The sequence below is a fragment of the Niastella populi genome, assembly GCF_002078015.1.
In the GTDB taxonomy this organism is placed as follows: Bacteria; Bacteroidota; Bacteroidia; order Chitinophagales; family Chitinophagaceae; genus Niastella; species Niastella populi.
The window spans coordinates 12,981-38,199 of the sequence record NZ_LWBP01000145.1 but is presented as its reverse complement, the minus strand read 5'-3'; the positions used below and the strand labels follow the sequence as shown (position 1 = coordinate 38,199).

At 45.2% G+C, this 25,219-nt stretch carries 19 protein-coding genes; 9 read left to right on the top strand and 10 right to left on the bottom strand.

The window, feature by feature from the left end; genetic code table 11:
* Positions 1–56: 56 nt before the first annotated feature.
* The 4 genes from A4R26_RS13175 to A4R26_RS13160 all read right to left on the bottom strand — a co-directional run bounded on the left by A4R26_RS13175 (position 57) and on the right by A4R26_RS13160 (position 3,938).
* Positions 57–563: a dihydrofolate reductase gene (locus tag A4R26_RS13175; protein ID WP_081164226.1), complete on the bottom strand. Its 507-nt coding sequence runs from the start codon at positions 561–563 to the stop codon at positions 57–59.
* 43 nt (positions 564–606) lie between these two features.
* Complete coding sequence (locus tag A4R26_RS13170; protein WP_081164225.1) at positions 607–984, bottom strand: four helix bundle protein; 378 nt, start codon at positions 982–984, stop codon at positions 607–609.
* A gap of 136 nt (positions 985–1,120) precedes the next feature.
* A complete protein-coding gene (locus tag A4R26_RS13165; protein ID WP_081164224.1) occupies positions 1,121–1,951 on the bottom strand; it encodes a thymidylate synthase in 831 nt (276 codons plus the stop codon).
* Between the two features lie 421 nt (positions 1,952–2,372).
* Positions 2,373–3,938 (bottom strand): coiled-coil domain-containing protein, encoded by a 1,566-nt coding sequence (locus tag A4R26_RS13160; RefSeq protein ID WP_081164223.1) that lies wholly within the window; start codon positions 3,936–3,938, stop codon positions 2,373–2,375.
* 362 nt (positions 3,939–4,300) lie between these two features.
* On the opposite strand from A4R26_RS13160, the gene A4R26_RS13155 reads away from it, so the two are divergent.
* The 7 genes from A4R26_RS13155 (at position 4,301) to A4R26_RS13125 (ending at position 13,686) form a co-directional block, all read left to right on the top strand.
* On the top strand, positions 4,301–4,879 hold the full coding sequence (locus A4R26_RS13155; RefSeq protein ID WP_242674900.1) for an RNA polymerase sigma-70 factor: 579 nt from the start codon (positions 4,301–4,303) through the stop codon (positions 4,877–4,879).
* A gap of 34 nt (positions 4,880–4,913) precedes the next feature.
* Positions 4,914–5,903, top strand: coding sequence for a FecR domain-containing protein (locus tag A4R26_RS13150; RefSeq protein ID WP_133054659.1), 990 nt, complete (start codon positions 4,914–4,916; stop codon positions 5,901–5,903).
* A 22-nt stretch (positions 5,904–5,925) separates the two neighbouring features.
* Entirely contained in the window at positions 5,926–7,998 is a 2,073-nt protein-coding gene (locus A4R26_RS13145) for a peptidase associated/transthyretin-like domain-containing protein (RefSeq protein ID WP_133054658.1), read from the top strand.
* A gap of 70 nt (positions 7,999–8,068) precedes the next feature.
* Positions 8,069–9,193, top strand: coding sequence for an LA_2272 family surface repeat-containing protein (locus A4R26_RS13140; RefSeq protein WP_081164219.1), 1,125 nt, complete (start codon positions 8,069–8,071; stop codon positions 9,191–9,193).
* Between the two features lie 637 nt (positions 9,194–9,830).
* A complete protein-coding gene (locus A4R26_RS13135) occupies positions 9,831–12,164 on the top strand; it encodes a TonB-dependent receptor (protein ID WP_081164218.1) in 2,334 nt (777 codons plus the stop codon).
* A 52-nt stretch (positions 12,165–12,216) separates the two neighbouring features.
* Positions 12,217–12,939, top strand: coding sequence for a head GIN domain-containing protein (locus A4R26_RS13130; protein ID WP_081164217.1), 723 nt, complete (start codon positions 12,217–12,219; stop codon positions 12,937–12,939).
* A 252-nt stretch (positions 12,940–13,191) separates the two neighbouring features.
* Positions 13,192–13,686 (top strand): hypothetical protein, encoded by a 495-nt coding sequence (locus tag A4R26_RS13125; protein WP_081164216.1) that lies wholly within the window; start codon positions 13,192–13,194, stop codon positions 13,684–13,686.
* A gap of 76 nt (positions 13,687–13,762) precedes the next feature.
* On the opposite strand, the gene A4R26_RS13120 is transcribed toward A4R26_RS13125, so the two are convergent.
* Entirely contained in the window at positions 13,763–16,207 is a 2,445-nt protein-coding gene (locus A4R26_RS13120) for a right-handed parallel beta-helix repeat-containing protein (protein ID WP_081164215.1), read from the bottom strand.
* A gap of 783 nt (positions 16,208–16,990) precedes the next feature.
* On the opposite strand from A4R26_RS13120, the gene A4R26_RS13115 reads away from it, so the two are divergent.
* Positions 16,991–17,452, top strand: a complete 462-nt coding sequence (locus A4R26_RS13115) for a YMGG-like glycine zipper-containing protein (protein WP_242674899.1) — start codon at positions 16,991–16,993, stop codon at positions 17,450–17,452.
* A 191-nt stretch (positions 17,453–17,643) separates the two neighbouring features.
* On the opposite strand, the gene A4R26_RS13110 is transcribed toward A4R26_RS13115, so the two are convergent.
* The 5 genes from A4R26_RS13110 to A4R26_RS13095 all read right to left on the bottom strand — a co-directional run bounded on the left by A4R26_RS13110 (position 17,644) and on the right by A4R26_RS13095 (position 23,166).
* Complete coding sequence (locus tag A4R26_RS13110; RefSeq protein WP_081164214.1) at positions 17,644–18,036, bottom strand: response regulator; 393 nt, start codon at positions 18,034–18,036, stop codon at positions 17,644–17,646.
* A 296-nt stretch (positions 18,037–18,332) separates the two neighbouring features.
* Complete coding sequence (gene dinB / locus A4R26_RS13105) at positions 18,333–19,490, bottom strand: DNA polymerase IV (protein WP_081164213.1); 1,158 nt, start codon at positions 19,488–19,490, stop codon at positions 18,333–18,335.
* A 6-nt stretch (positions 19,491–19,496) separates the two neighbouring features.
* Positions 19,497–20,045 (bottom strand): hypothetical protein, encoded by a 549-nt coding sequence (locus A4R26_RS35610; protein ID WP_242674898.1) that lies wholly within the window; start codon positions 20,043–20,045, stop codon positions 19,497–19,499.
* A 13-nt stretch (positions 20,046–20,058) separates the two neighbouring features.
* Positions 20,059–22,446: a PHP domain-containing protein gene (locus A4R26_RS13100; RefSeq protein ID WP_242674897.1), complete on the bottom strand. Its 2,388-nt coding sequence runs from the start codon at positions 22,444–22,446 to the stop codon at positions 20,059–20,061.
* Positions 22,447–22,740: 294 nt separating this feature from the next.
* Complete coding sequence (locus tag A4R26_RS13095; protein ID WP_081164212.1) at positions 22,741–23,166, bottom strand: SRPBCC family protein; 426 nt, start codon at positions 23,164–23,166, stop codon at positions 22,741–22,743.
* A gap of 214 nt (positions 23,167–23,380) precedes the next feature.
* On the opposite strand from A4R26_RS13095, the gene A4R26_RS13090 reads away from it, so the two are divergent.
* Positions 23,381–25,195: a bifunctional metallophosphatase/5'-nucleotidase gene (locus tag A4R26_RS13090; RefSeq protein WP_081164211.1), complete on the top strand. Its 1,815-nt coding sequence runs from the start codon at positions 23,381–23,383 to the stop codon at positions 25,193–25,195.
* The last annotated feature ends 24 nt before the right edge of the window (positions 25,196–25,219 follow it).

Below are 25,219 nucleotides of genomic sequence, written 5' to 3'. Positions count from 1 at the left end.
AATACTGAATTTCGAAATAAAACGAATGCATTTAAAACTTCAACATGCTGCATTCGTTATTCGGTATTCAACATTCGCCTTTGCCACACCTGAAAACTATAATCATACGCATGTTTTGCATCGGCGGTAAAATCGAGTTGGGACAGCAGTTCCCAGTCGGCTATATTCATATCGGGGAAAAAAGTATCGCCATCGACGGAAGTATGTACGCGGGTAAGATACACCCGGTTGGTAATGGGCAGCGTTTGTTTATATATTTCACCGCCGCCAATGATAAACGCTTCTTTCGCATCGGCTTCGGCGGCGGCAGCCATGGCTTCTTTGATGTCATGTACCACCCGAACGCCGTCTGGCTGCCAGCCGGTTTGCCGGGTGATGACGATATTGGTGCGGCCGGTAAGCGGTTTACCCAGCGACTCATAGGTTTTGCGGCCCATGATCACGGGCATACCCCAGGTAGTATTTTTGAAGAACTTCATATCATTAGGCAACGTCCATAACAACTGATTGTTCTTCCCGATTGCATTGTTTTCGGCCGCTGCGACCACCTGGCTTAAAAGCATAAGAAATATTGAATATTGAATGTTGAATAATGAACTCCGAAGTTTACCTCTTAAGGATGCTTTTTGATCTGGCTGTGTCAATGCTTTTAACAAAAATCCTTATTAATTGATCTACTTCTTCAAAGGCATTATCAACTTTCGTGTGTTTAATTAACGGTTTGTCTTTTATTATACGAAGATTGATCCTTGTTTCCCGCAATTCCTTCAGTGCCATCTTCATTTTATGCAAAAAATCGGTTCCGGATTCCGCCGCCTGAGCCTCGCCGTACATTAAACCCGGCGCAGTTCCACTTTTCGATAACTGATGTTCAAGATTATTTCCTGCTCTTGTACCCGGTAGCATATCACAAACTTCCAGTACCATACAGGCAAATGCCACCAATCTGTCTTCGAGATCAAACTTCTTAATGTTATTTTCCATATTAATGAGGGATTTTATTATTACCATTTCTCATTCATCATTCCTCATTAATACTTGTATTTATTTCGACATTCTACATTCGACATTCTACATTCGATATTCGACATTCGATATTCGACATTCGACATTCAACATCCTACACCGCCACCGGCGCCTTGATCGCCGGGTGACACTGATAGTTCTGCAGGGTGAAATCTTCAAACTTAAAATCAAAGATGTCTTTTACCGCGGGGTTCAGCTGCATGGCAGGCAATGGAAACGGCTCGCGGCTCAACTGCAGGTTCACCTGGTCCATATGATTGCTGTAAATATGCACATCGCCAAACGTATGTATAAAATCACCCGGCTCCAGATCGCACACCTGGGCGATCATCATGGTGAGCAAAGCGTAAGAAGCAATATTGAACGGAACACCCAAAAATACATCGGCCGAACGCTGGTACAACTGGCACGACAAACGCGGCCGTCTCCCGGCAGCTCCGCCAGCTGGCGGAGGAGGAGATACATAAAACTGAAACAACACGTGACAGGGCATCAGCGCCATCTCGGGCAGCTCGGCCACATTCCAGGCGCTTACGATCATGCGGCGGCTGTCGGGGTTGGTCTTTATCTGCTTTATGACGTCACTGATCTGGTCGATGGTTTTTGCCCCCCCGCCTGTTGCCCAGCTACGCCATTGTTTGCCGTAAATGGGTCCCAGCTCGCCCTGCTCATTGGCCCATTCGTCCCAAATGCTAACCCCGTTATCTTTCAGGTATTTGATATTGGTTTCCCCTTTCAGGAACCATAATAATTCGTGAATAATGCTTTTAAGATGCAATTTCTTGGTGGTCACCAACGGAAATCCCTGCTGCAGATCAAAACGCATCTGGTAGCCAAAACAACTGGTAGTGCCCGTTCCGGTGCGGTCTGATTTATATACACCGTTTTCCTTGATATGCTTTAAAAGTGACAGGTATTGCTCCATGGCCGCAAGTTACGAAAACAGACAATGTGCTAATTTGCCAAGGCGATAATGTGATAATTCCGACCAAAGTTGGGGATAAGTAGGAATAATGTGCTAATTAGCTAATGTGCTAATGTGCTAATGGAGCATTCGAAGTAATAGCAGGATTTGCCTTAAGCGTGGCACCGGTATTTTACAAAAAAATGTATCATGCCCATCCAATTGCGCCCGATCTGCATATACCGGAAGCTGAATTCACTTTCTCATTTGTACTTCTTCATTTCAAACTTCTCATTTCCCGAAAAAAAATAAAAGCAGCTAGTTTCGGCGCTACTGATAAAAATCCATAAAACCTATATGTAAATAGCCCATTCAAGGTGTTTCCGAAACCGGCACCCGGTAACCGGAAACAACGCCTACGCCAGGCTGACGAAGGTTCCATCTAATGGTTCTGGCCGGCCAGGTTAAATCCATTGCCGTTCACCACATGCCCGTTCGACCCGTTTAATTTGGTCCCGTTCTGCTGTTGTGCTGCCGGTGGATTGCTCAGCGATTTCGACAGATCGCCATAGATCTTTGACAGCAACTGATTGTTGGTGATCAGTTTGCCTTCCAGATCTTTTGTTTTTGCCTGTTCACGGCTCAATGATTCCTGCAGCGAAGTGATCATATTCTGCTTATCATCGAGCACCAGCTGCAATACAGCCTGCTGCTGTTGTACCTCGTGCAGGTTGCGCTCGAGATTCTCTATATGCCCGGTCTTTGAACGCAGGTTATCCTGGTGCTGCCTGTTCTCTTCGCGGCTGCGCTCAACAGCCTGTTGCCATGCGCTCACTTCTTCCCGTTGTTGCTGCAGTTCTTCCCGCAATGCGTGCATCTCGCGCTCGAAATTCTCTTTCTGCGTTTGCGTTTGCTGCACCTGTATCGTCTTATCAGCCGCTTCCTTCTCTATTTCACGGAAGGTTTTAATGCGTTGCTCCAGCTGGTTTTGAAGGAATTCGATCTGCAGTTTCTTTTCCTGTAATACATCCTGCAGGTATGTTTGATCAGTGATCTTGTTCTTCAGTGCCGTTTTTTCTTCTTCCGCTTTTGTAAGCAACAATTGCATCTCTTTTATCTGTTGCTCGTAATTGCCATATTTGTGCTCGCTGTTGGCCTGTGCCTTCTGCTGCAATGCGGCATTTTCCTCTTTTAACTGGTGCAATGTCATTTGCAGTTGTTGTACCTGCGCTGCCAGTTCGTTCTTCTCATTCTTGTATTGCAAACCCAGCTCATCGACCTGTTTGGCAAAATAACGCTGCAGTTCCTCCGATTCCGATTGAGATGATTTTGCCGAGTATTCCATGTTCTTCAGCAAATTCTCGAGGCGGGTCAATTCTGCAGCATTCCTGTCTTTCAATTCCTGCTGGGTGCGTAATTTTTCCTGTAGCTGAGCAACGGTGTCCTGCAACGTTTGTACCTGCAGCTGGCTTGCGGCCAGCGCTTCGGGCACCTGCTGATCGCCACTGTTCAGTTTGGCATTGGCCTGCGCCGTTTCAAGCGCCTGTTGCAATTGCGAAACCTTCAGTTTATATCCGTTTATTTCAAGTTGTACGCGGGCGCTGGAATCGTCATTCTGCTTTTCGGTGCTATATGCTTTATTGAGAAGATCGGAGTATTTGCCTTCCAGTTCACGAAAGTCCTGTTCGAGCGTTGCGTAGTTCTCACGGTACCGGCGTACTTCCTGCTCGTACTTCTTTATCAGGGGCTGATTGTCGGGATTGCTGCCGCTTGCAAGCCAGTCGGGCACCGGCTGGTTACCACCATTAGATTCTGTTGCCACAACCGTATGAAAACCTCCATTCTCCATATAAGCAGGTTCGCCGCCCTCAGCACTTTTCTTTTTGCGCTTATAGTGAAAGAATGTGGTTACCATAAATGCAATGATAGTCCCGGGAATAGCGATCCACAGCACTATTTGCAGAAACTGTTTTAACTCGTACATGGAAACGAGCAGAAATCCCAACATATGAAAAGTTTTAGGTACACGTTTAGCTAACAGAAACGACAAATGGCTTCAGAGGGACGGTTGGATTAAATTATGTATACTACGGTGTGAGGGGTATGGTACATTCTAAAAGCAACTGCATCTGGGCTCAATAATAATACCAAAAAAAGGTTAAAACAAGCATTGGACGTTTGTTTTTTCCACAAAATGACATGAAAAAATACGGTCGTCATTAACACATGTTATCTTTAACGTATATGTTTTTATCTTCAGGTTATAACAAAACTTTAAAGTTTCGTAGGGGTATGATAACTTTCAGTTGTCTCTTATGATAAAACTTATTGGAAGCAATTATATTTGGAGCGGATTATCAACACATTAAAGTGGCAATTCCGAATACAACCATCACCATGAAGCCGCTGTCGGCCGACAGCGAACTGGAATTTGAACAGCTTTTCAAAGAACATTTTAAAAGCCTGTATGCCTATGCTTTCACTATACTGAAGAATGAATCCATTGCCGAGGAAACGGTGCAGAACGTTTTTTACAAAATATGGGAGAAGAAGGTCCCCGACAATATTCAAACATCGCTCAAAGCATATTTATACAAAGCGGTCTACCATGAAAGCCTGAACCATCTGAAGCATCAGAAAATAAAAGCCCGGTACCAGGTGCATGTTATGCAGCAAACCAATAACCATAACGATCAGGGCGCATCCCGGAAAATACTGGTGAAAGAGCTGGAAGAAAAGCTGCGCGATGCCATGAATGCCCTCCCCCAGCAATGCCGTACCATCTTTCAGATGAGCCGGTTCGACGGGTTGAAGTACCAGGAGATCGCCAATCAGTTGGGGATATCTGTAAAAACGGTAGAGAACCAGATGGGCAAGGCGTTGAAACAATTACGCGTAAAGCTGATCGATTATTTACCAATATTCATGTTAGCCTTTTTCTACATATAATTATATATATGTCACTTATTAAAAATTACCCTTATTGAAAAGCTATACACAACATATGGACGATCTGCTGGTAAAACACCTTACCGGTGAGGCTACGGAAGAGGAATTGCTTCAGGTAGAACAGTGGCTTGCATCAGATGCAGCGAACAGGCACTACTTCGAGCACTTCAGGCTGATATGGGAAGAAAGCGTTCAACTGGCCGGCACCACACAGGTAGACGAACACCTGGCCTGGCAGCGATTTCAAAACCGGGTTCAACAGCGTTCATTCGAACACCCCAAACCCAGGGTATGGTCAATGAACAGCCCCATGACGCGGGCAGCCGTTATCGCCGGCCTGGTCATAGGCATTGCTATTTTCACCTATGTACTTTTCCATAACAATCCGGGTACGGTAGTGCGCATGGCTACCATCCAGGCCACCAACATGGTAAAGGCCGACTCCCTGCCCGATGGATCAGTGGTTACCTTAAACAAATATTCACAGGTGTCTTTTCCCGAAAAATTCAGCAGCGGTAAAAGAGTATTGCAATTGAACGGGGAAGCATTCTTTAAAGTAGTACCCAATAAACAAAAACCCTTTGAAGTACATACCGGCAATGTGACCATCACAGTGGTAGGCACTTCATTCAACGTAAGAAGCCGGGGCGATACCACCGAAGTGATAGTTGAAACCGGCATTGTAAAAGTAGCCACCGGAAAACACACTGTAATGCTGAAAGCGGGCCAGAAGGCCATTACCGGTTTATCGGAAGACATCCTGCAGAAACAAAGCAACACCGACCAGTTGTATAATTACTACCGCAGTAAAAAATTTGTATGCGATTCAACCCCTTTGTGGAAGCTGATAGATAAACTAAATGAAGCATACGATGTGCAGATCGTTATCGAAAACGAGGCGGTTCGCAATGAACCCTATACCGTTGTTTTCGACAATCAACCGCTCGACAAAATTCTGAATATCATTAGCTCAACTTTTAATACCTCTGTAATCAAAGAAAAAGGAAAGATCATTCTACGTTAACTTGCACGCAGAATTAATAACCATGACAAAACTACGGGGAGCCCTTCCTTCGATCATAGCATTATTTTGTCTTATAAGTACGAATTCATTTGCACAAGGCGTGCTCGATAGAAGGATCACTATTGAAGCAAATAACCAACGTTTGTCAGATGTATTAAAAGTGATCAGCAACAAAGGAAATTTTTATTTCTCCTATAACAGCAGTATTATAGCCCGCGACAGCCTTATCTCATTTTCGGCGTACAACAGATCAGTAAAACAAATACTCGATCAGCTTTGCGGCAGCCGGTACAAATGGCAACAAAATAACAATTACATAATATTACGAAAAGCGCCTGTAACCGCCCCTGTGCTGGTGGCCAACCCCACCCCCACTCCCGAAAAACTGTATACGGTTTCCGGAATCGTTCTGAATGGTGAAACCGGTGAAAAGGTGGGCAATGTGACCATTTATGAAAAAAAACGGCTGGTTTCAACCATGTCTGACGACAAAGGCTATTTCAAAATAAAACTGAAAAGCCGGTACAGCACAGCAACGCTTACCATAAGCCGGGAAATGTTTGAAGATACCACCGTTCTTATTCAACCCAAATTCGACCAGCAGGTAACCATTGTTATGACCCCCGTCATCGCCAGCGAACCTGTGGTAACCATTAGCCCGGTTGAAGATGAATTACCCGACACCATCATCGTTAAACCACCCACCGATACGTTTACAACCGCTTCCATTGCAAAAGAAGAAGTAAACCAGGTAGAAAAAACCCGCTGGGGCAAACGCCTGTTATCGGCCAAACAAAATATTCAAAGTATTAACCTGAAGAAATTCTTTGCCGACCGTACTTTCCAGGTTTCGTTAACACCCGGTTTAAGCACACATGGCAAATTAAGCGCACAGGTGGTCAACAATTTCTCAGCCAATATCGTCGGCGGTTATACCGCCGGGGTAAATGGTGTTGAACTGGCCGGCGCATTCAATATCAATAAAAAAGATGTAAAATATTTGCAGGCGGCCGGCTTGTTAAATATAACCGGCGGCGGTGTGGAAGGCGCTCAACTCACCGGTGTTCACAACCACGTATTACACGATGTAAACGGTTTTCAGGCAGCCGGCATCTCCAACTTTATAAAAGGTTCCGTTACCGGGGTACAAGCGAGCGGAATATATAATCATGTTCATGGTAATGTTGCCGGTTTGCAGGCATCAGGTATAGCCAGTTATGTAAAAGGCGATTTTACCGGCGTTCAGTTAAGCGCTATTCACAATCACGTATCCGGATCGTTTACCGGTATACAGGCCAGTAACATTTCCAACTTCGTAAAAGGCAAACTTATCGGGCTGCAGCTCAGTAATATCCATAATGTTTGCTACGACAGTGTATTCGGTTTGCAGGCAGCTACTATTGTAAACTTCGCCCACAAAAAAGTGTCCGGTGCGCAGCTCTCGGCTATCGGCAATTTTGCCAATCGCGAAATGAGCGGTGCACAAATTGGAACCATGTTCAATTACGCCAAAAAATTACGGGGTGTGCAGATCGGCCTTATCAATGTATGCGACACCTCGGCCGGTTACAGTATTGGCATCATCAATATCGTTTTCAAAGGCTATCATAAATTAGCCTTCTCTACGAATGAAGTATTGAAATACAACGTCGCTTTCAAAACCGGCAACAGCAAACTATACAGCATCCTGCTCGCCGGCTATGGAAGAACCTCATCGAACGACTGGGATTCAGATACATCACAAATTTTTTCATTCGGTTACGGATTGGGCCATGAATTTTCCATCGCAAAATGGTTCAGTATCAATCCCGAGTTTACAGCCCAGCATCTTTTTATCGATGACGGCGAAGAAAAAGACGATGATGAATCAAACTCAAACACTTTGGGTAAGTTCCATTTACAATTCAATTTCAAAATAGGCAGGTACTTCTCCATTTTCGGCGGCCCTTCTTTCAATGCATATTATCAAAAACAAACAAAAGCCGGGCCTGCCAACAACATCGATATACCTGCACCGGGTTATCACACTTTTGAATTGTGGGACAATGACGTCAAAGGATGGATAGGCTGGAATGTTGGCATCAGCATTTTCTAAAACACAGTTTTTATTCATATAACATAGGGGAACAATTTCGCTCAGGTGTCATACTGCAAATTATATTTCTATGATAAATGGGAAAATTGCAGTATGCCTTGGGGCCTGCCTTGTGTTGAAAAGTGTTGTATCTGCGCAATCAAATAACAGTCTACCACCAAATATAAATACACCTGTACGCATCGGAGTTATACCCGGCATCAGTACGCAGGGTAAAAAAGATTCCATTACTACCAGCTACTTTTCATTGAACTTATTCGGCGGAATGACCGGCGGCATAAATGGCGTTGAGCTCGGTCACCTGTTCAATATAAACACGAAACGCATGCAGGGCGTTCAGTATGCAGGGCTTTTCAATATCACCAGGGGCAATGTGAACGGTTTACAAATGGCAGGGATGTTCAACAGTGATAAAAGCAACCTCACAGGCGCTCAATACGGCGGCCTCATGAACTATGTGAAAGGGAATGTGCGTGGTTTACAACTGGCCGGTTTGTACAACCAGGTTTCAGGAAGCGTTACAGGCGCACAATATGCCGGCATTTGCAACTACACCGGGCAATCGGTAAAAGGTTTACAACTGGCAGGTATAGCCAACATCAATAACAAAACTACCAACGGCGCTCAGATAGCAGGCATAGTCAACTACACCAAACACTTAAAAGGATTTCAGCTGGGCCTTATCAATATTGCCGATACCTCCAGCGGATATAGCATCGGTTTGCTGAACATCGTTCGCAAAGGATATCACAAGATAGCTGTAAGCACCAACGAAGTACTGAACGTTAACCTTGCCATCAAATCGGGTAATGCCAAACTGTACAATATTCTTATGGTGGGCGTCAATGCAGGGAATGACGATAAGATCTTTTCCTACGGTTATGGCATCGGGCATGAAATGAAGATGGCCAAATGGTTCACCGTTAACCCCGAACTTACTACACAATACCTGTACCTCGGTAACTGGAATTATATAAACCAGTTGAGCAGGTTTCAGGTACTGGCCAACTTCAAACTGGCAAAGGGAATCGCGCTTTTTGCCGGCCCGGCGTTCAACGTTTATTATTCAGATCAGCCCGAAGCTGTTAAAGGATACAAATTCCTGGTACCCGATGATAGTTATAACTCATTCGAGCTCTGGCATAGCAATGTCACCGGCTGGGTTGGCTGGACGGCAGGGATTAGTTTCCTTTAAAACAGATGAATATTGAATGTTCAATGTAGAATATCGAAATGAAAACAGGGAAATGATAAATGAAGAATGAAAAATGAGAAATGAAAAAGGGAATACAGAATAACAGAAGAATTTTGAATAATGAATTTCCAATATCGAAGTGAATACAGTATTCGCTTTAGGCTTTAACTTGTATTCGATTTCGGCTCAGCTGTATTTTGTATTCGCTTGGAGCTTGCAGCGTGTAGCTTGCAGCTGTATTCTGTATTCGCTTTCGCCTTTCAGCGTTCGGCTGTATTCGCTTGCAACTGTATTTGTATTTGCTTTAGGCTTTAGGCTGTTCCCTGTATTTGCTTGTGGCTTGCAGCTTGCAGCGTGCAGCTGTATTCGCCTTTCGGCTGTTCCCTGTATTTGCTTGCGGCTTGCAGCTTGTAGCGTGCAGCTGTATTCGCCTTTAGGCTGTTCCCTGCATTTGCTTGCGGCTTGCAGCTTGTAGCGTGCAGCTGTATTCGCCTTTCGGCTGTTCTCTGTATTTGCTTGCAGCTTGCAGCTTGTAGCTTGTAGCTACATCCTCATTTCACACTTCTATAAAAAAATTCTAAAAACTACTATAGGGGTAACATTTTACTTAGTTGTCACAATACCAAACAACCAACCCATGAGCAACAAATTGTTCACTTTGCTTATAGCAGGTATGCTATATGGCCTCACGGCTATGGGGCAGTTAACGCAAACCATCAGAGGCACGGTTACCGACCAGTTGCTTCAAACACCGGTAGCCGGCGCAACAGTGATCATTACCGGCACCGATAAAAAAATAGTTGCCGATTCCATGGGTAATTTCAGAATACCCAATATGGCTGCGGGCACCTATACGCTTGTGATCTCACACATCAATTATAACGATGCCGTTGCCAGTAACATTATAGTTAATACCGGTAAGGAAGTAGTGCTCACTATTGCAATGGAAACCAGGGTTAAAACAGAAAAAGCGGTCGTAATTACCGCCGGAAGCAAAAAGAACAGGCCACTCAACGATATGAGCGTTGTAAGCGCCCGTGCATTTACGGTTGAAGAAACTCAACGATATGCGGCAGCGGTGAATGATCCGTTGCGAATGGTTACCGGTTTTGCCGGCGTGGCCAGCGCCGATGACGGCGGTAATGAAATTGTGATCAGGGGAAATGCGCCAACCGGGTTGTTATGGCGCATGGAAGGCGTTGATATTCCTAACCCCAATCACTTCAGTGAAGCAGGCAGCAGCGGCGGCGGTATCAGCATCCTAAGTTCTCAACTCCTGGCCAACAGCGATTTTCTAACCGGCGCATTTGCCGCCGAATATGGAAATGCATTAAGCGGCGTATTCGATCTCAAACTCAGGAAAGGTAATAATGAAAAACGGGAGTATGCGCTGCAGGCAGGTGTATTGGGCCTGAACGCTGCTGCCGAGGGGCCGCTATCGGCATCGCATAAAGGCTCATGGCTGGTGAATTACAGGTATTCAACTTTATCGCTGCTTAACAAGATGGGACTTGACCTCGCTGAAGGCACAACCAATTTTCAGGATCTTTCGTACAACATATATATACCAACTAAAAACAAAGGAACTTTTACTGTGTTTGGTTTCGGCGGGCTTAGCTCGCAAAATCAAAACATTGAAACCGATAGTTCTAAATGGGAAATGCAGGATGACCGGTACGCCGGTAAATTTGTAGCTAATACCGGCGCTACCGGCATCACGCATACTATTCCCGTCGATGATCAAACCACACTGAAATCGGCGCTTGCCTTTTCCTACACCGCCAATAAGTTCAATGAGCTGTATGCCGAGAACAGCAAACTTGTTGTAGACAATTACAAAGACAATTACATCACCAAAAAGATCCTGGTATCTTCTACCCTCAACCATAAGGTAAATGCCAGTAATGCATTCCGTGCCGGCGCCTATGTGAATTTCATTTTCTTTAAGTATTACAAACTTTCCAAAGAAAACCAGAATGCACCGCTGCTCGAAACCATAAACACTTCGGGCAATACGCAAACCGTACAGGCATATATTCAATGGCAATACAAACCGTACAATAACCTTACGTTCAACCTTGGCATGCATTACCTCGCGCTTTTATATAATAACACCGGTAGTGCAGAGCCTAGAGCTTCGGTTAAATGGGACCCCGACAATAAAAGTTCACTTGCCTTTGGTTATGGTTTACACAGCCAGTTGCAGGCACTCGGCGTTTACTTTGCCAAAGACGCCGGTAACACCAACCCCAACAAATTTATTGATCTTACCAAAGCGCATCATTTCGTATTATCCTATAGCCGGCTGGTGGGTCATCGCTTACGGGCAAAAGCTGAAATATACTATCAGCAATTGTATAACGTACCGGTAACCGTAAACGCCAATAAAACATTTTCCACCCTCAACATCCAGAACGAATTCGTAACCGATCCGCTTACCAATAATGGCAAAGGCAGAAATTACGGTATTGAACTTACCCTGGAGAAATACCTCGATCACAATTTCTATTATACAGTGAACAGCTCCCTGTATCAATCGAAATATACCGCTGCAGATGGCGTGGAAAGGAACACCCGTTTCAATGGAAATTACCTTTTCAATGCGGTAGCAGGAAAAGAATTTCCGCTTGCCGGACAAAAACGCGTGCTGGGAATAAATTTCAAGGTCATTTATTCAGGCGGCTACAGAACAACGCCTATCGATCTGCCCGCATCGCAACAGGAAGGATATACTATTTATAAAGAAAAAGAAGCCTATAGTTTACAGAATGCGGCCTATTTCCGCCCCGATTGCCGGTTCAGCATAAAATGGAACCGGCAGCGGTTGACCAGTACCCTGTCGCTCGATATTCAAAATGTGATCAACCGTAAAAACATCTTTAACCAGGATTACGATCTTTTGAAAAACACAACCATCACCAACTATCAGAACGGCATTATACCCGTACTGAACTACAAAGTTGAGTGGTAAACAAGCCCTGCCCTGCCGGCGACATTCATTTATTATTTTCAAACATTTCACCATGAAAAATTTCCCTTTAGCACTTTGCGTAATGCTGTTATTCGTTGTTTCGTCGTCCACATCATGCAAAAAAGTAACAGGTAAAGGCCCCGTCGTTATCGAAAGCCGCAATACAGCTTCTTTTGATGGACTCGTTCTTAAAGTTCCGGCCGACACCTATTTCACCCAGGATTCCGTGTTTAAGGTGGAGCTGCATGCGCAGGAGAACATCCTCGATGAAATTGAAACCACGGTTATCAATAACAACCTGACCATCCGCCTGCGTCATTCCGATACCCGGCTCAGGACAAATGATGGCATTTCAATATTTGTGAGCGGTCCCGACGTACGTTCGTTTAATGTAGATGGTTCGGGTTACATCGAAACATCGAACCCCATTACCCCGGCCAATTTGCATTTGCGCGTGGAGGGCTCGGGCAGCATTAAGGTGAAAAACGTCACCACTTCAGAAGTAAATGCCGCTATCGACGGGTCGGGACATATCAACGTTAGCAGTGGAAGCGCCAATGAAGCCAATGTAAGTATCAGCGGCAGCGGCCTGATGAATATAACAGGTATTATGGTAAAAGATGCAGACGCCAGCATCAGGGGCTCAGGTAATATCAGTTTATTCGCCACGCAAACCCTGCAGGCAAATATCTCGGGCAGCGGTACTATTTTTTATAAAGGCTCGCCAACGGTTTCAAAACATATTTCCGGTTCAGGATCGGTAATACAACAGTAGCGCTATAGAACAACAATACACTTACGAATAATTTTTGAAAAAAAGCAACTGGTAACAATTCGATAACCTAAACTTAATATAAGGTCGTAATCACTGTGGAAAAGGCTTGACTTTTATCAACATCTTTCACGTTTTTTCCACATTAGAAAAATAAAACATCAACACCGCATTTTCCTATAGCGAACAGGTATATTTTTGGTGGCGTAAAACGAGATTTCCCTAATAATTTCTTAACCCACTAATTGCCGCATTATGAAATGGGTGTATGTTAACCAGCCTTCTGCTTATATCAGAAAATATGAACTGACAGAAGATGGAAATACCAAACTGGTAATAAAGTTTAACCTCGATCAGCAAACAGTACGTATCAGTAGTGAAGAAAACCATCGGCTCTTTTTTATCGGTAAAACCGGTTTATGGCATAACAAAACCATTTTAAAGAATGAATACGGTGTAGAGATCGGCCGCCTGGCAATTGACAAAGTACATGGAACAGGCATTATTGAAATGGAAGGAAAAAGATACAATTATACCATTCAGAACGGCTCGGAACTTGTGATCTTTGAAAATAGCGTATCAGCCCCATTTGCCGTTTGCGATATGACGGAAGCGCCCTCCTTCACTTCGCTGTCGGCTACCAAATACAGCAATGAAGAGTATGCCTGCTTTTTACTAGGCATTTGCTGGTACCTGTTTCCGCTCACCCCAGCCGAACAAACCGAATACATTCCAACCACGATAGCTTAATATTTTTGGACATTTATGTTACCAAAAACAAAAGCCCCCGGCTGAGCCGCGGGGCTTTGTTATGTCGGGCTTATAATTAACGTACAAACATATTTTGAAGAACGGTACGCCTGCCGCCGTTATTGATCGTAATGAAGTAGATCCCTTTCTGTAAGCCGGCATAATCAACAGGCAGTGTATAATTGCCGGGTGAAAATACCTTATTGGCTATGGTTCTTATCAGGCGGCCATCTGCCGAATACAGGTTCACCATCACCTTTTCCCAACCGCTAACGCCAAATCGCAAGGTAGAGACGCCGGTTGTGGGGTTTGGCAGCACCTGCGGCGCTGAATGCAACATGTCGACCTGCGTTACGGGCGTTTCTGTCGCCATACGCGAACCGGTTGCCGCACTGCACGAGGCTTCCGTTGGATTGGTACCACTGATCTCTATCCAGTCGATCATCGCAAACTCTGAGGACACGGTTGTTTCAAGCCTGATCTTGTTGGCGCCTGCCACCAGGGTAACGGGTATTTGTGCAGTGGTGGTCCAGGTGCTCCAGGTGGCGGTTTTGGGGAAGGCTACGCTTGCATTTACCTGTACGCCGTTGACAAGTACCCTTGCCGTTGTGGCGCTTTGCGAACCGGCATTGGAATATCGCCAGCGAAGATTATAGGTGCCTGCTGCACCGGCGCTTACAGCCCAGGTAATGCCCTGTCCGCTCGAATTGCTCAGGTTGATATAATATCCGCCATCAGCGCCGGTATAGGAATTTTGTCTCGACCCGTTGGCGCTGCAATAACCGATGCCAGTACCCGACTTATCATCGATGCGCAGGGTGGTACCGCCGCCGCCACTGGTAGTAAAGCTGGCAGTAACACTGGTATTGGCGTTCATGGTAACTGTAGTGGTGGCGTTTGTGCCGCTGGCGCCGCCGCTCCAGCCGGTGAAGCTGTAACCCGAAGCAGGTGTTGCGGTCAATGTAACAACCGTGCCGGCCGTATAGGAGGATGCGTTCGGACTGCGGGTAATGCTGCCGCCTGCGGCCGGACTAACCGTAGTGGTTAACGTATAACTTGTTCCGGTGCCATTGGTGAAATTTGCTGTAACCGTTCTGTTGGCCGTCATGGTAACAGTTACCGAAGTTGAAGTTCCGGTAACATCACCGCTCCAGCCGGTAAAGGTATAACCACTGGCAGGTGAAGCGGTGATGGTGACTACAGTGCCCGATGCATAGGTTGTTGCATTGGGACTGCGGCTCACTGTACCGCCGCCGGAAGGTGAAACGTTGGTGGTCAATGAATAGTTCGTAGAAGTGCTGCCCGACTCAATAGCTCCCAGGTCAGGTGCGGAACCGTTATATGAGATGCCCGTTGAAGTAACGCCCGCATTGATGAGGTCGCTGCCCGAAGCAAGGTTCAGGAACCCGCCTGCGGTTGGGGCTGCATTGGCGCCTGGTGACAATGAAACGAAATCAGCCGCATTTACAGTAAAACCGCCGGCAGCGCCCTGGAATGAGTTGGGCGCCGTTGCCGTACCAATTATACGATCGTTCGATCCGCTGAGGTACGACAGGTTATTTTTGAATACACTGGTACCGCCATCGAAATTGAAATTCCGCTCGGCGTTATTGTACCCGGTATTATTGGTCATTTCAATGGTACCAAGGTTCCTGTTATAGGTAAACCCATGTTTGCCATTATTAAAGGCCACACATCTTCTTACAATATGGTTCACTGAAATATCTTCACCCCCCAGTTTAAAACCGTTCTTGTCGCCGTTTCCTGAAGTAGAACCATCGGTGAGCCGGCCGTTTGAATGCGCAATACAATGCTCGAGGGTTACCGCACCGATCGGGCCTGTATCGGATTTTGTATACAGGTCCCAGCCATCATCGATGTTATGGTGCGATACACAATTCCGGAACACATTGCCATTGCCGCTGGTTAACTTGGCGGCAAAACCATCCGCATCTTCATTATCGGGATCTTTGTTATCATGTGCCTCGCAATTCAAAATGAGGTTATTGCTGGGCCACTGACTGATAGAGTTGTAGGAAGTATTGTAGCGGCTTAACTGTAAACCCGAATCGGCATTCCTTCTGAAAATGCATCTTTCAATGGTATTGTTATCGCCCGACAGCAGCAGGCCATTGTCGCCGGCGCTTTCGATGATAAGCCCCCTTACATGCCAGTAGCTGCCATCCAGCACTATACCACGATTAGAAGAGGAAATGGCCATTCCGGCAAAACTGATAACCGGCACTTCGCTTCCATAAGCAAATAATTTTTTAGTAGCCGACGCTGTTCCGCTATTCGATTCGGTAATTACAACAGTTGAGGTTAAGTTATATGTGCCGCCACGCATATAAATAGTACCTCCGGCGGCAACGGTGGCCAGTGCATTCGCCAGTGTGGTTGGCGCTGTGATAGATGTACCGGAATTGGATGCGCTTCCGGATGGAGAAACGTACAGGTCCTGAGCATACGCGCCCAGGTAAACAGTAAACAGGGCAAGCAATGAGAATAACATTTTTTTCATAAAACAAGCTTTAGATAATAAATAATAATACACGGAACGCAAAACGCACAATGCCAGTTCGCTAATGCGCAGGCGGTAACGCTTCGCATATTCTGCGAAGATGAAACAGCAGACGCTACCCGAATTTCGGGTATTGGCGTTCAGCCTTAAGCTTTAAGCGTTCAGCATTGATGAAGCTAACTCAGCAGATCGCAGGCTTATTCAGGGGAGTAGTTCTGAAAAGCAATAAGCAGGCAATCGCTATTAGCATAACGGGATCAGGTAAACGGGTCGGATGATTCTGTTACGGGTAATTGTAGAAAATTTGGGAGATGGGTATGTAACTAATGGAAAGTTAAAAAAGAAGTGAGTTAAAAAGAATAATGTGGATACATATTTTTTACGCAAACGTTCCCGGAGCCGCAACCCATGCAATTGACTATCGTTGAACAATAACCGGCGACAAGCGTGAAGGGGCAAATGGCAAATCCCGAAAAATCGGGTCAGGCTGTGAAAAGGTACCCGGCGTTATAACCGGCTTTATTCCGGTAGTCGGTAACAGGCAGCATTGTTTACTCAACAATCTAAAAATTATAATGCTTTTGAATCCTTTAACAGGCTATTACATGGGCTGCCTTTAAAATTTCTTTATGTTAATATGAAGCCGTTGCTATTTCATTGACAATGAGGACGGCAATCACGTTCTCTCAGGGCTTTTAACAAATGCCATTTTTTATGGCACGCTTTTTCAACTATCTATTCTGTGCCGAAGAAATTAATTGATAAACCTAAAAACACAGAATTATGAAAAGGATATTTTACTCAACCACAGCAATTGTAATTAGCGCAGCATTGTTGATGAGCGCCTGTAAGAGCGACACAAGGCTGGCCTCGGAAAGCGTTCCCGTAACGCCTGCTTCCATTTCACAAACTGAATATACAGAGTTCAAAGAGTGGAAACAGCAGCAACAACTGGAGAATACGACTAAAACGACAACTGCCGCCAAAACAACCAGGCCGGTCGTTGTGCACAAACATTATACGGTAAACAAAACAACGCCAGCCGTTGCTACACCTGTCAAAAAGAAAAAGGGCTGGAGTAAAGCGGCTAAAGGAACAGCCATTGGCGCCGGGGCCGGTGCTGCAGCCGGTGCGATTCTGGTAAAAAACAACCGGGCTTTGGGTGCGGTGATCGGTGGTGTAGTGGGTGGCGGTGTTGGTTATGGCGTAGGCCGTTCGATGGATAAAAAGGATGGAAGATATTAGGGGAAAGCCTATAGCTAAAAGTCTAAAGCTAAAAGCCAATAAAGGCCCCTGTAGGGCAGCCCCGGAATAATTACAGCATTAACAACTATAAAATACACCAGAAAATAAACAAGCCCCGACGTTCCCGTCGGGGCTGTTTTTTATTTGGTTTAATGGAAGGCGCGTCTTTTTATTGAGTTTTTTATCAGTTTTTAGGCTACCTGCCCCCGGTTTATGATCGACAACAACATATTATTTAAATCTGTAAAGGGTGCGTCTTTTGCGACAAAACCGTCTGCTCCCAGCTGAATCCCTTTGTTGATATAAAGGCTGCTGTCCTCCATGGAAAAGAAAATGATCTTCATTGCCGGCCAGTCCTTTTTCAAATGCACCGTGGTTTCCAGACCATCCATAACCGGCATGTTTATATCGAGCACACAGATATCCGGCATTTTACCCACATGCAACTTGTCAAGGAATTCCTGACCGTTTTCGGCTTCCATAACTACATTGTAACCCAATGATTTAAGTCGGAATTTCACACTTTCACGAATAAGGGCGTTGTCATCTACAACTGCTACGGTGATGGGGAGTTCTTTTTTCATAGTTACTTCATTCTTTTTTTCTGAAAATCTCGCTACACAATCGTTAATTAGGTTTTAGGTTTCAGGGAATCTCACTCAAAAAAGATGAGTGCATCCCTTTATTATTAATACACCGGAGTGAACAGTTCGACAAAAGAAAATTTCAGAAACCTCAAAAATGAATAGTTTTCTATTTTTTTATAAGTATTTGCACTTAAAAAAGCACGCATATACTAAAGTGAGCAAGCCACCGGCCGGAAGCCGGGAGAAAAAGAACAACAAACTATAAACGACAAACCATTAACCGGCCATTACGGTTATGCCCCCACTCCAACAGCCCTGATCAGTGTTTTCTCACCAAATCGCTTTTTCACACTGTCGATCGCCTGGTACAGATTGATCATTTCCTGTGTATCGTCGAATAAACTGATCTGGTAATTGCCCGGAATTAAATGAGTGAACCGGATGCCCAATAACCTTACGAGTAAACGCCGTTCATATAGCTTGTTGAAAAGTTCTTTCGCCGTTTTCAATAAAACATGGTCGGCATTGGTGTAAGAGATAGTTACCTGTTTGGTAAAAGTCTCAAAATTAGAATACCGTATTTTTACGGTAATGCAGCCCGTGAGTTTGTTCTGCTGCCGAAGCTGAAAAGCAATTTCCTCTGTCATCCGCACCAGCTGGCTATGCAGAAAACCGGTATCGATGGTATCGCTTTGAAATGTTGTTTCGGTTGAAATGGATTTCTGCTCATGGTAGGGCACCACCGGTGTTTCATCGATACCGTTTGCCTTCCGCCACAGATCGATCCCCGGTTTACCCATCAGGTTCTCCATCATTTCAATGGGGATCTCGCTGAGCACCTTCACCGTTTCTACTCCCATTTTCAACAGTTTGTAACCGGTTTCCCTGCCAATGCCCGGAATTTTTATAATACTGAGCGGGGCCAGGAAATTCTTTTCATTCCCAAAAGGTATTTCCAGTTGCCCGTTCGGCTTTACCTCATTGGTGGCCACTTTGCTTATGAGTTTATTGGAGGCCAGCCCCCAGGAAATGGGCAAACCGCTTTCCTTACTGATCTTTTTCTTTAGCTGGTCGGTGAATTGCAAACACCCGAAGAACTTATCCATTCCGGTGAGATCGATATAAAACTCATCGATACTTGCTTTTTCAAAAAGCGGCACCGTATCCCTGATCACATCGGTGACCAGCCGGGAATATTTGCTGTATGACTCAAAATCGCTTTTGATAACAATGGCATCGGGACAAAGCCGGCGGGCCACCCGCATCGGCATGGCGCTATGCACACCGTATTTTCGCGCCGCATAACTGCAGGCAGCCACAACCCCGCGGTCGCTGCCCCCGCCTACCAGCAATGGTTTTCCTTTCAGCTTTGGATTGCGCAATTCCTCTACCGATACAAAAAATGCATCCAGGTCAAAATGAGCGATATGTCTGTCCTTCGATAATAACATGGTTTGCTATTTAATGGTATCGTAACTGCGTTTCTTAAAACCAACCTTCTCCGTTTTGCGGGCTTCTATACTGTACACGCCGAAATCATCGACCACCCGGCCGGTTATTTTATAAAACCCGCCGCTATGCAATGGATATGCGCGGGCCGTATCGGGAAAATGAACGGTATCGACCCAATCGAGGTTATGATCGATAAATGTTCCGAAGAACATGAGATCGTTATTTTTTGTTTGCACATGTTTGGTAGCGATATAATAAACCAGCACGGTAACTATTTTATGCAAATGACTGCCTATTTCCCGGGCAGGTATATAACCGGCCGGTTCTTCATCAACCATGGCAAACGGATTGGTCAACGTAAAACCCAGGATCTCTTTTTGATCGTACAGGTCATCGATGGCATTGTCAGTTAGCTTCGGCAGGGTGAACTCCACCGGTTTTTCTTCAAATAATGAATCACTGACCGGGATATGCGCCTTATTCTTTTTTTGCAGGAAGTTGGCTTCCCACAACAATTGCTTTTTTGTTTTGCCGGTAAACCGGAACGCGCCCACACTCACCAGTATATTAAGCTGCTCGAGGCCAATATCGGTGCGTTCTATAAAATCCTAAATGCAGGTACGCCCCGCCGGTCTTCCTCTCTTCAACGATCAACTGCATCGCTTTATCCTGCAAGGCTTTTATATGAATAAAACCGGCATACACTTCATCACCTTTTATGGAAGTATAGATATCACTGTTATTGACACAGGGTGCATGTATAATACCGCCGGCCTTCATCAGTTCAAGAAAATACAGTTCGGTTGAATAAAAGCCGCCGAAATTATTGATCACTGCCACCATGAATTCTTTAGGGAAGAAAGTTTTCAGATACAGGCTCATATAACTCTCCACCGCAAAACTGGCCGAGTGCGCCTTGTTAAAACTGTAACCGGCAAAACTTTCCATCTGCCGCCATACTTCATTTGCCAGTTCATCGGTATATCCCAGGTGGCGGCAGTTCGTGAGGTACTTTTCTTTTATTTGCCTGAACTTGTTGTTCGAACGGTACTTGCCGCTCATGGCCCGCCGCAGAATATCGGCTTCGCCCAACGACAGTGCGGCAAAGTAATGCGCTATCTTTATAACATCTTCCTGGAACACCATTACCCCAAACGTTTCACTTAAATGTTCTTCAAAAAGCGGGTGCAGGTAAACCACTTTATCGCGGTTATGGAAGCGGGTGATATACTCGCGCATCATACCCGATTGCGCCACACCCGGCCTGATGATGGAACTGGCAGCCACCAGCGTTACATAATCATCGCACCGGAGCTTTTTCAACAATTGCCGCATGGCCGGTGATTCTATATAAAAACAACCGATGGTCTCCGCCTCCCGTATTTGTTTTTTGATGGCTGTATTGTGCCTGAAATTATGGAAGTCGTGAATATTCACATCTATGCCTTTATTGGCCTTTATTAACCGCAGGCTTTCTTTTATATGGCCCAGCCCGCGCTGGCTGAGGATATCGAACTTGTTTATACCTATGTTCTCTGCCACAAACATATCCATCTGCGTGGTGGCAAATCCCTTAGGCGGCATAAACAGGGCGGCATATTCATTGATGGGTTTTTCCGTCACCAGCATACCGCAGGGATGAATGGAGATGTTGTTGGGAAAATTCTTCATGAGCGCGCCATATTGCAAAATGATACGTTGTATTTTATCTGTAGGGCTGGCCGTTCGCTGCAGGTTCTTTATTTCGTCGATGGGCAGCCCAAACACCTTTCCCAGTTCCATGATGATGGCATCATGCTGAAACGTAGCATACGAACCTAAAAGCGCCACATGCTTCTTTCCATATCTTTTAAAGATATAATCCATGATATCGTCGCGGTCGGTCCAGCTGAAATCTATATCGAAATCAGGAGGAGAAGTTCTTTCCGGGTTCAGGAAACGTTCGAAATAAAGGTTCAGTTCTATAGGGTCTACATCGGTAATGCGCAAACAATAAGCTACAATGGAATTGGCGCCGCTCCCCCGCCCTACATAATAAAACCCGCGCGACTGGGCATACCTGATAATATCCCAGTTGATCAAAAAATAGGAATTGAACCCAAGATCATTGATGATCTTCAATTCCTTTTGCAGCCGTTCCTGTGCCGCTTTATTTTGGCGGCCATAGCGCGCAATCAATCCTTCTGAAGCCAGCTTTTCCAGCAACACCCTGTCATCTTCAACGGTGGCACTAAAGCATTTTTTATTTTTATCAACCTTGAAATCCATTTCAATGCGGCAATCGTCAAGCAGTTTGTAGGTGTTCGTTACAATAGCAGGAAATTGCCTGAACTGTTCGAGCAGGGTAGCCGGGGAAACAAATATTTCATCGGGCAAAGCCTGTGTTTCAACAGGCAGTTTCGACAATAAAGTATTCTTATCAATTGCCCGCAGCAGCCGGTGCAGGTTGTAATACTGTTTGTTTTGAAAGGTCACCGGCTGGCGCACGACAAATTTGTGGTCGTAACTCTTCCAGTCGGTACCAAACAATTTATTTAACTCAGCGGCCAGTATGCCGATATACTCGCCCGGCAACAGATCACCGGGAGCCTTTCTATCAAAGGGATAAATAATGTACACATCAGGACTGCCCTGAAAATAAGCGGCCGCATCGTAGGGAAAGTTTGCCTTTTGTTGAAGATGGAATGATAAAAACTCGTTGACACCCGCAAAACCCTTGTTGTTCCTGGCTATTAAAATATAAAGCAGGGTATCTTCATTTCTTATTTCTACCCCCACTACCGGTTTTATTTCTTTCTGCCGGCAGAAATTCACAAAGTCCCAGCTATCGCAGGTACAATTGATGTTCGTTAATGCCAGCACATGTAAACCATGTTCAGCAGCGGTGTTCACCAGTTCTTCCGTTGAATAAGTTCCGTATCGTACACTAAAATATGTTCTGCAGTTTAAGTACATAATGCCCCGTTGCTTTACATCAAAGCTAGCACTATTACTAACTTTTTTAGCATACAACAACTAAAGGCATTAGTACCCGAAAGATCATAACAATCTTCAATACAATAAATTGTTTCGAAGCAAAAGCTTTAGAAACAAGGCTTGCAATACAGTGGTCGAAGTACGGAACGTACTTTAAAAGGATGATGCGTAACTTATTTTGTTATGATTCAGCATTAAAAAATACATGTTGTATTTTCAATTAAAAACCCCGTTTTTTTAAACGGGGCCTGGTAATATCCAAAAAAGTTCAGCTTAGTTTTCCTCGGTATACTTTTTGAAATTGTCCAAAATAGCCTGCCAGCCAGCCTGTTGCATTTCAAGAGGATTCTCGTTCTCAGGATCGAATGTTTCGGTTACTTTGGTTTCGTTGCCTTTGCCTGCAAATTTGATCTCCACCCTGCGGCCATCGCTCATTGTATATTCAATCAGTTCATTTGTTTTTACTTCGTCATACACGCCTTCAAAATCAAAACCAAAGCTGCCATCCTTTGCTTCCATGCGGGTATTGAATTTACCGCCTTTGGTTAAATCATTTTCAGCTCTGGGTGCATGCCAGTCGGGAGAAGGAGAACACCATTTTGTTATATGCTCAGGCAATGACCAGAATTTCCAAACTTTTTCAACAGGCGCATTAATTGTGCTTTCTACTGTGAGTCTTGTTACATTAGTTGTTGACATTTTTTTGTTTTTTTATTAGTTAATAAGATATGCTCGATTGACAACACAAACTTACGCCAGGTTTACACAACGCCTGATGGGCGAAAGGGACAATTAAGGGGGTAATTCACGACTTATTGTGTTTCACCCACACGCATGGCGAATTTTAGCCATAAACAAGGTAATTTAGCATGTTTCAATTCAATACCAGCCATTACTTAAAATAACGATTGCTATGTCTGCCACTCACTCACACCAATGCAGCTGCGCGGTTTGCCATGATAATGAGATCAGCCGTGCAGAAAAAGAACTGCATATAGAAGTCTCCGAAAACGGCCGCCGTGAATTCATAAAAAAAGCAGGCCGGCTTGGCCTGGGCCTGGGTATCGGGGGTGGACTGATAACCACGCCGCTCGCCGCTGCCGCATTACACGATGAAGACGCTACGTATAAAGCCAACAGCATGCAACGCAACAAGGCCGTGCAAAATGGCAAAGCGCCCATGCTTACCTTATTACATACTGCCGACATTCATTCGCAGGTGATGGCACACGATGAATTCTTTATCGAGAACGGGAAACCGGTCTTTAAAAAACGGGGCGGACTGGCCAGCCTGAAAACGATGATCAATACATTGCGCAAACAAAATGCGGTGAATACGCTCGTCATCGATGGCGGTGATTGTTTTCAGGGCAGTGGTATCGCCGCCCTGAGCGAAGGCAGGGCCATTGTACCATTGATGAACAATATTGGTTACGACATAATGCTGCCGGGCAACTGGGAAGTGGTTTATGGCAAGGAAATGATGATGCAGGACATGTTTGGTTATAACGCGTTGAAAGTGTGCGCCAATATGTATCACGATACCAATGATGAAATGAAGGGTGATCTCATCTTTCCACCTTACTTCGTAAAACATATTGCCGGCATCAAAACAGGGTTCATCGGTTACAATGATCCGCTTACGCCAAAACGGCAATCGCCCGCCTATTGCGACGGCATCAAATTCACACCGCCTGAAAACAATGTAGCTAAATACATTAAGATCCTGAAGGAGTATGAAAAATGCCAGTTGGTATTCCTGCTTACACATATGGGCCTCGCGCAGCAATTTGGCCTGTCGAATATGGAGCAGATAAAGGGAGTTGATTATATTCTTGGCGCCGATACCCACGAACGGCTGAGAAAACCAGTGCAGGGAAAATATGCAAAAGTGACCGAACCGGGCGCCTTTGGTTCCTTTATTGCCAAACTGGATATCGTAATGGAAAACGGCGTTATCAAAGACCAGGTATATCAACTGCTCGATGTCGATCCTGAGAAATACAAAGCGGATGAAGAAATGAAACGCCTTATTTCTACGGCAAAAGAGCCTTATAAAAAAGAACTGGACCGGGTAATAGGAAAAACAAAACTGCCACTGGTAAGGTATTATGTAATTGAATCGCCTATGGATAATTTCATCACCGATGCCATCATGTGGAAGTTCAAACCCGATATTGCGCTGAGCAATGGTTTCCGGTTTTGTCCGCCCCTGGTACCCGACCCCGCCACAGGCATGGCCCACATTACCGTGGATTATTTATGGAGCATGTTGCCGGTTGATAGCGAAGCGAAAAAAGGTTCTATTTCGGGCAAACAATTATGGCAATGGATGGAAACGGAACTGGAAAATGCCTTTGCCCAAGACCCTGCGAAACGGCTTGGCGGCTGGGTGGTGCGGTTCAAAGGCATGGAGGTAAATTTTACATTGGGTAACGATGCGGGCAAAAGAGTGAACTATATCAAAGTGGCCGGCCAGCCCATTGACCTGAACAGGGAATACAGTTTTATTGCCTGTGAACGCGAGGGCGACCCCGATACCACCATTTGCCGCGTGCAGGGCGTTAAACAACCTAAACTGCTGGGGCACACCATGCATAAGGTCATTGAAGAATACCTGGCGGTGCACTCTCCTATTGCACCCGTAATGGAAGGAAGGTGCACGGCCACCGATGCGCCCGCTACCCTGCTTACCCAGGTAACAGGATTGGGTTATGAGTTCAGGTAAAATAACGGGAGCCATTTAGAACGC

What these genes read in the sequence shown, in the direction of transcription:
- A4R26_RS13160 (WP_081164223.1), bottom strand. Translation starts at nt 3,938, where the DNA reads ATGTTGGGATTTCTGCTCGTTTCCATGTACGAGTTAAAACAGTTTCTG.
- A4R26_RS13170 (WP_081164225.1), bottom strand. Translation starts at nt 984, where the DNA reads ATGGAAAATAACATTAAGAAGTTTGATCTCGAAGACAGATTGGTGGCA.
- A4R26_RS13145 (WP_133054658.1), top strand. Translation starts at nt 5,926, where the DNA reads ATGACAAAACTACGGGGAGCCCTTCCTTCGATCATAGCATTATTTTGT.
- A4R26_RS13100 (WP_242674897.1), bottom strand. Translation starts at nt 22,446, where the DNA reads ATGTACTTAAACTGCAGAACATATTTTAGTGTACGATACGGAACTTAT.
- A4R26_RS13095 (WP_081164212.1), bottom strand. Translation starts at nt 23,166, where the DNA reads ATGTCAACAACTAATGTAACAAGACTCACAGTAGAAAGCACAATTAAT.
- dinB (WP_081164213.1), bottom strand. Translation starts at nt 19,490, where the DNA reads ATGTTATTATCGAAGGACAGACATATCGCTCATTTTGACCTGGATGCA.
- A4R26_RS13110 (WP_081164214.1), bottom strand. Translation starts at nt 18,036, where the DNA reads ATGAAAAAAGAACTCCCCATCACCGTAGCAGTTGTAGATGACAACGCC.
- A4R26_RS13165 (WP_081164224.1), bottom strand. Translation starts at nt 1,951, where the DNA reads ATGGAGCAATACCTGTCACTTTTAAAGCATATCAAGGAAAACGGTGTA.
- A4R26_RS13115 (WP_242674899.1), top strand. Translation starts at nt 16,991, where the DNA reads ATGAAAAGGATATTTTACTCAACCACAGCAATTGTAATTAGCGCAGCA.
- A4R26_RS13125 (WP_081164216.1), top strand. Translation starts at nt 13,192, where the DNA reads ATGAAATGGGTGTATGTTAACCAGCCTTCTGCTTATATCAGAAAATAT.
- A4R26_RS13135 (WP_081164218.1), top strand. Translation starts at nt 9,831, where the DNA reads ATGAGCAACAAATTGTTCACTTTGCTTATAGCAGGTATGCTATATGGC.
- A4R26_RS13090 (WP_081164211.1), top strand. Translation starts at nt 23,381, where the DNA reads ATGTCTGCCACTCACTCACACCAATGCAGCTGCGCGGTTTGCCATGAT.
- A4R26_RS13130 (WP_081164217.1), top strand. Translation starts at nt 12,217, where the DNA reads ATGAAAAATTTCCCTTTAGCACTTTGCGTAATGCTGTTATTCGTTGTT.
- A4R26_RS13140 (WP_081164219.1), top strand. Translation starts at nt 8,069, where the DNA reads ATGATAAATGGGAAAATTGCAGTATGCCTTGGGGCCTGCCTTGTGTTG.
- A4R26_RS13120 (WP_081164215.1), bottom strand. Translation starts at nt 16,207, where the DNA reads ATGAAAAAAATGTTATTCTCATTGCTTGCCCTGTTTACTGTTTACCTG.
- A4R26_RS13175 (WP_081164226.1), bottom strand. Translation starts at nt 563, where the DNA reads ATGCTTTTAAGCCAGGTGGTCGCAGCGGCCGAAAACAATGCAATCGGG.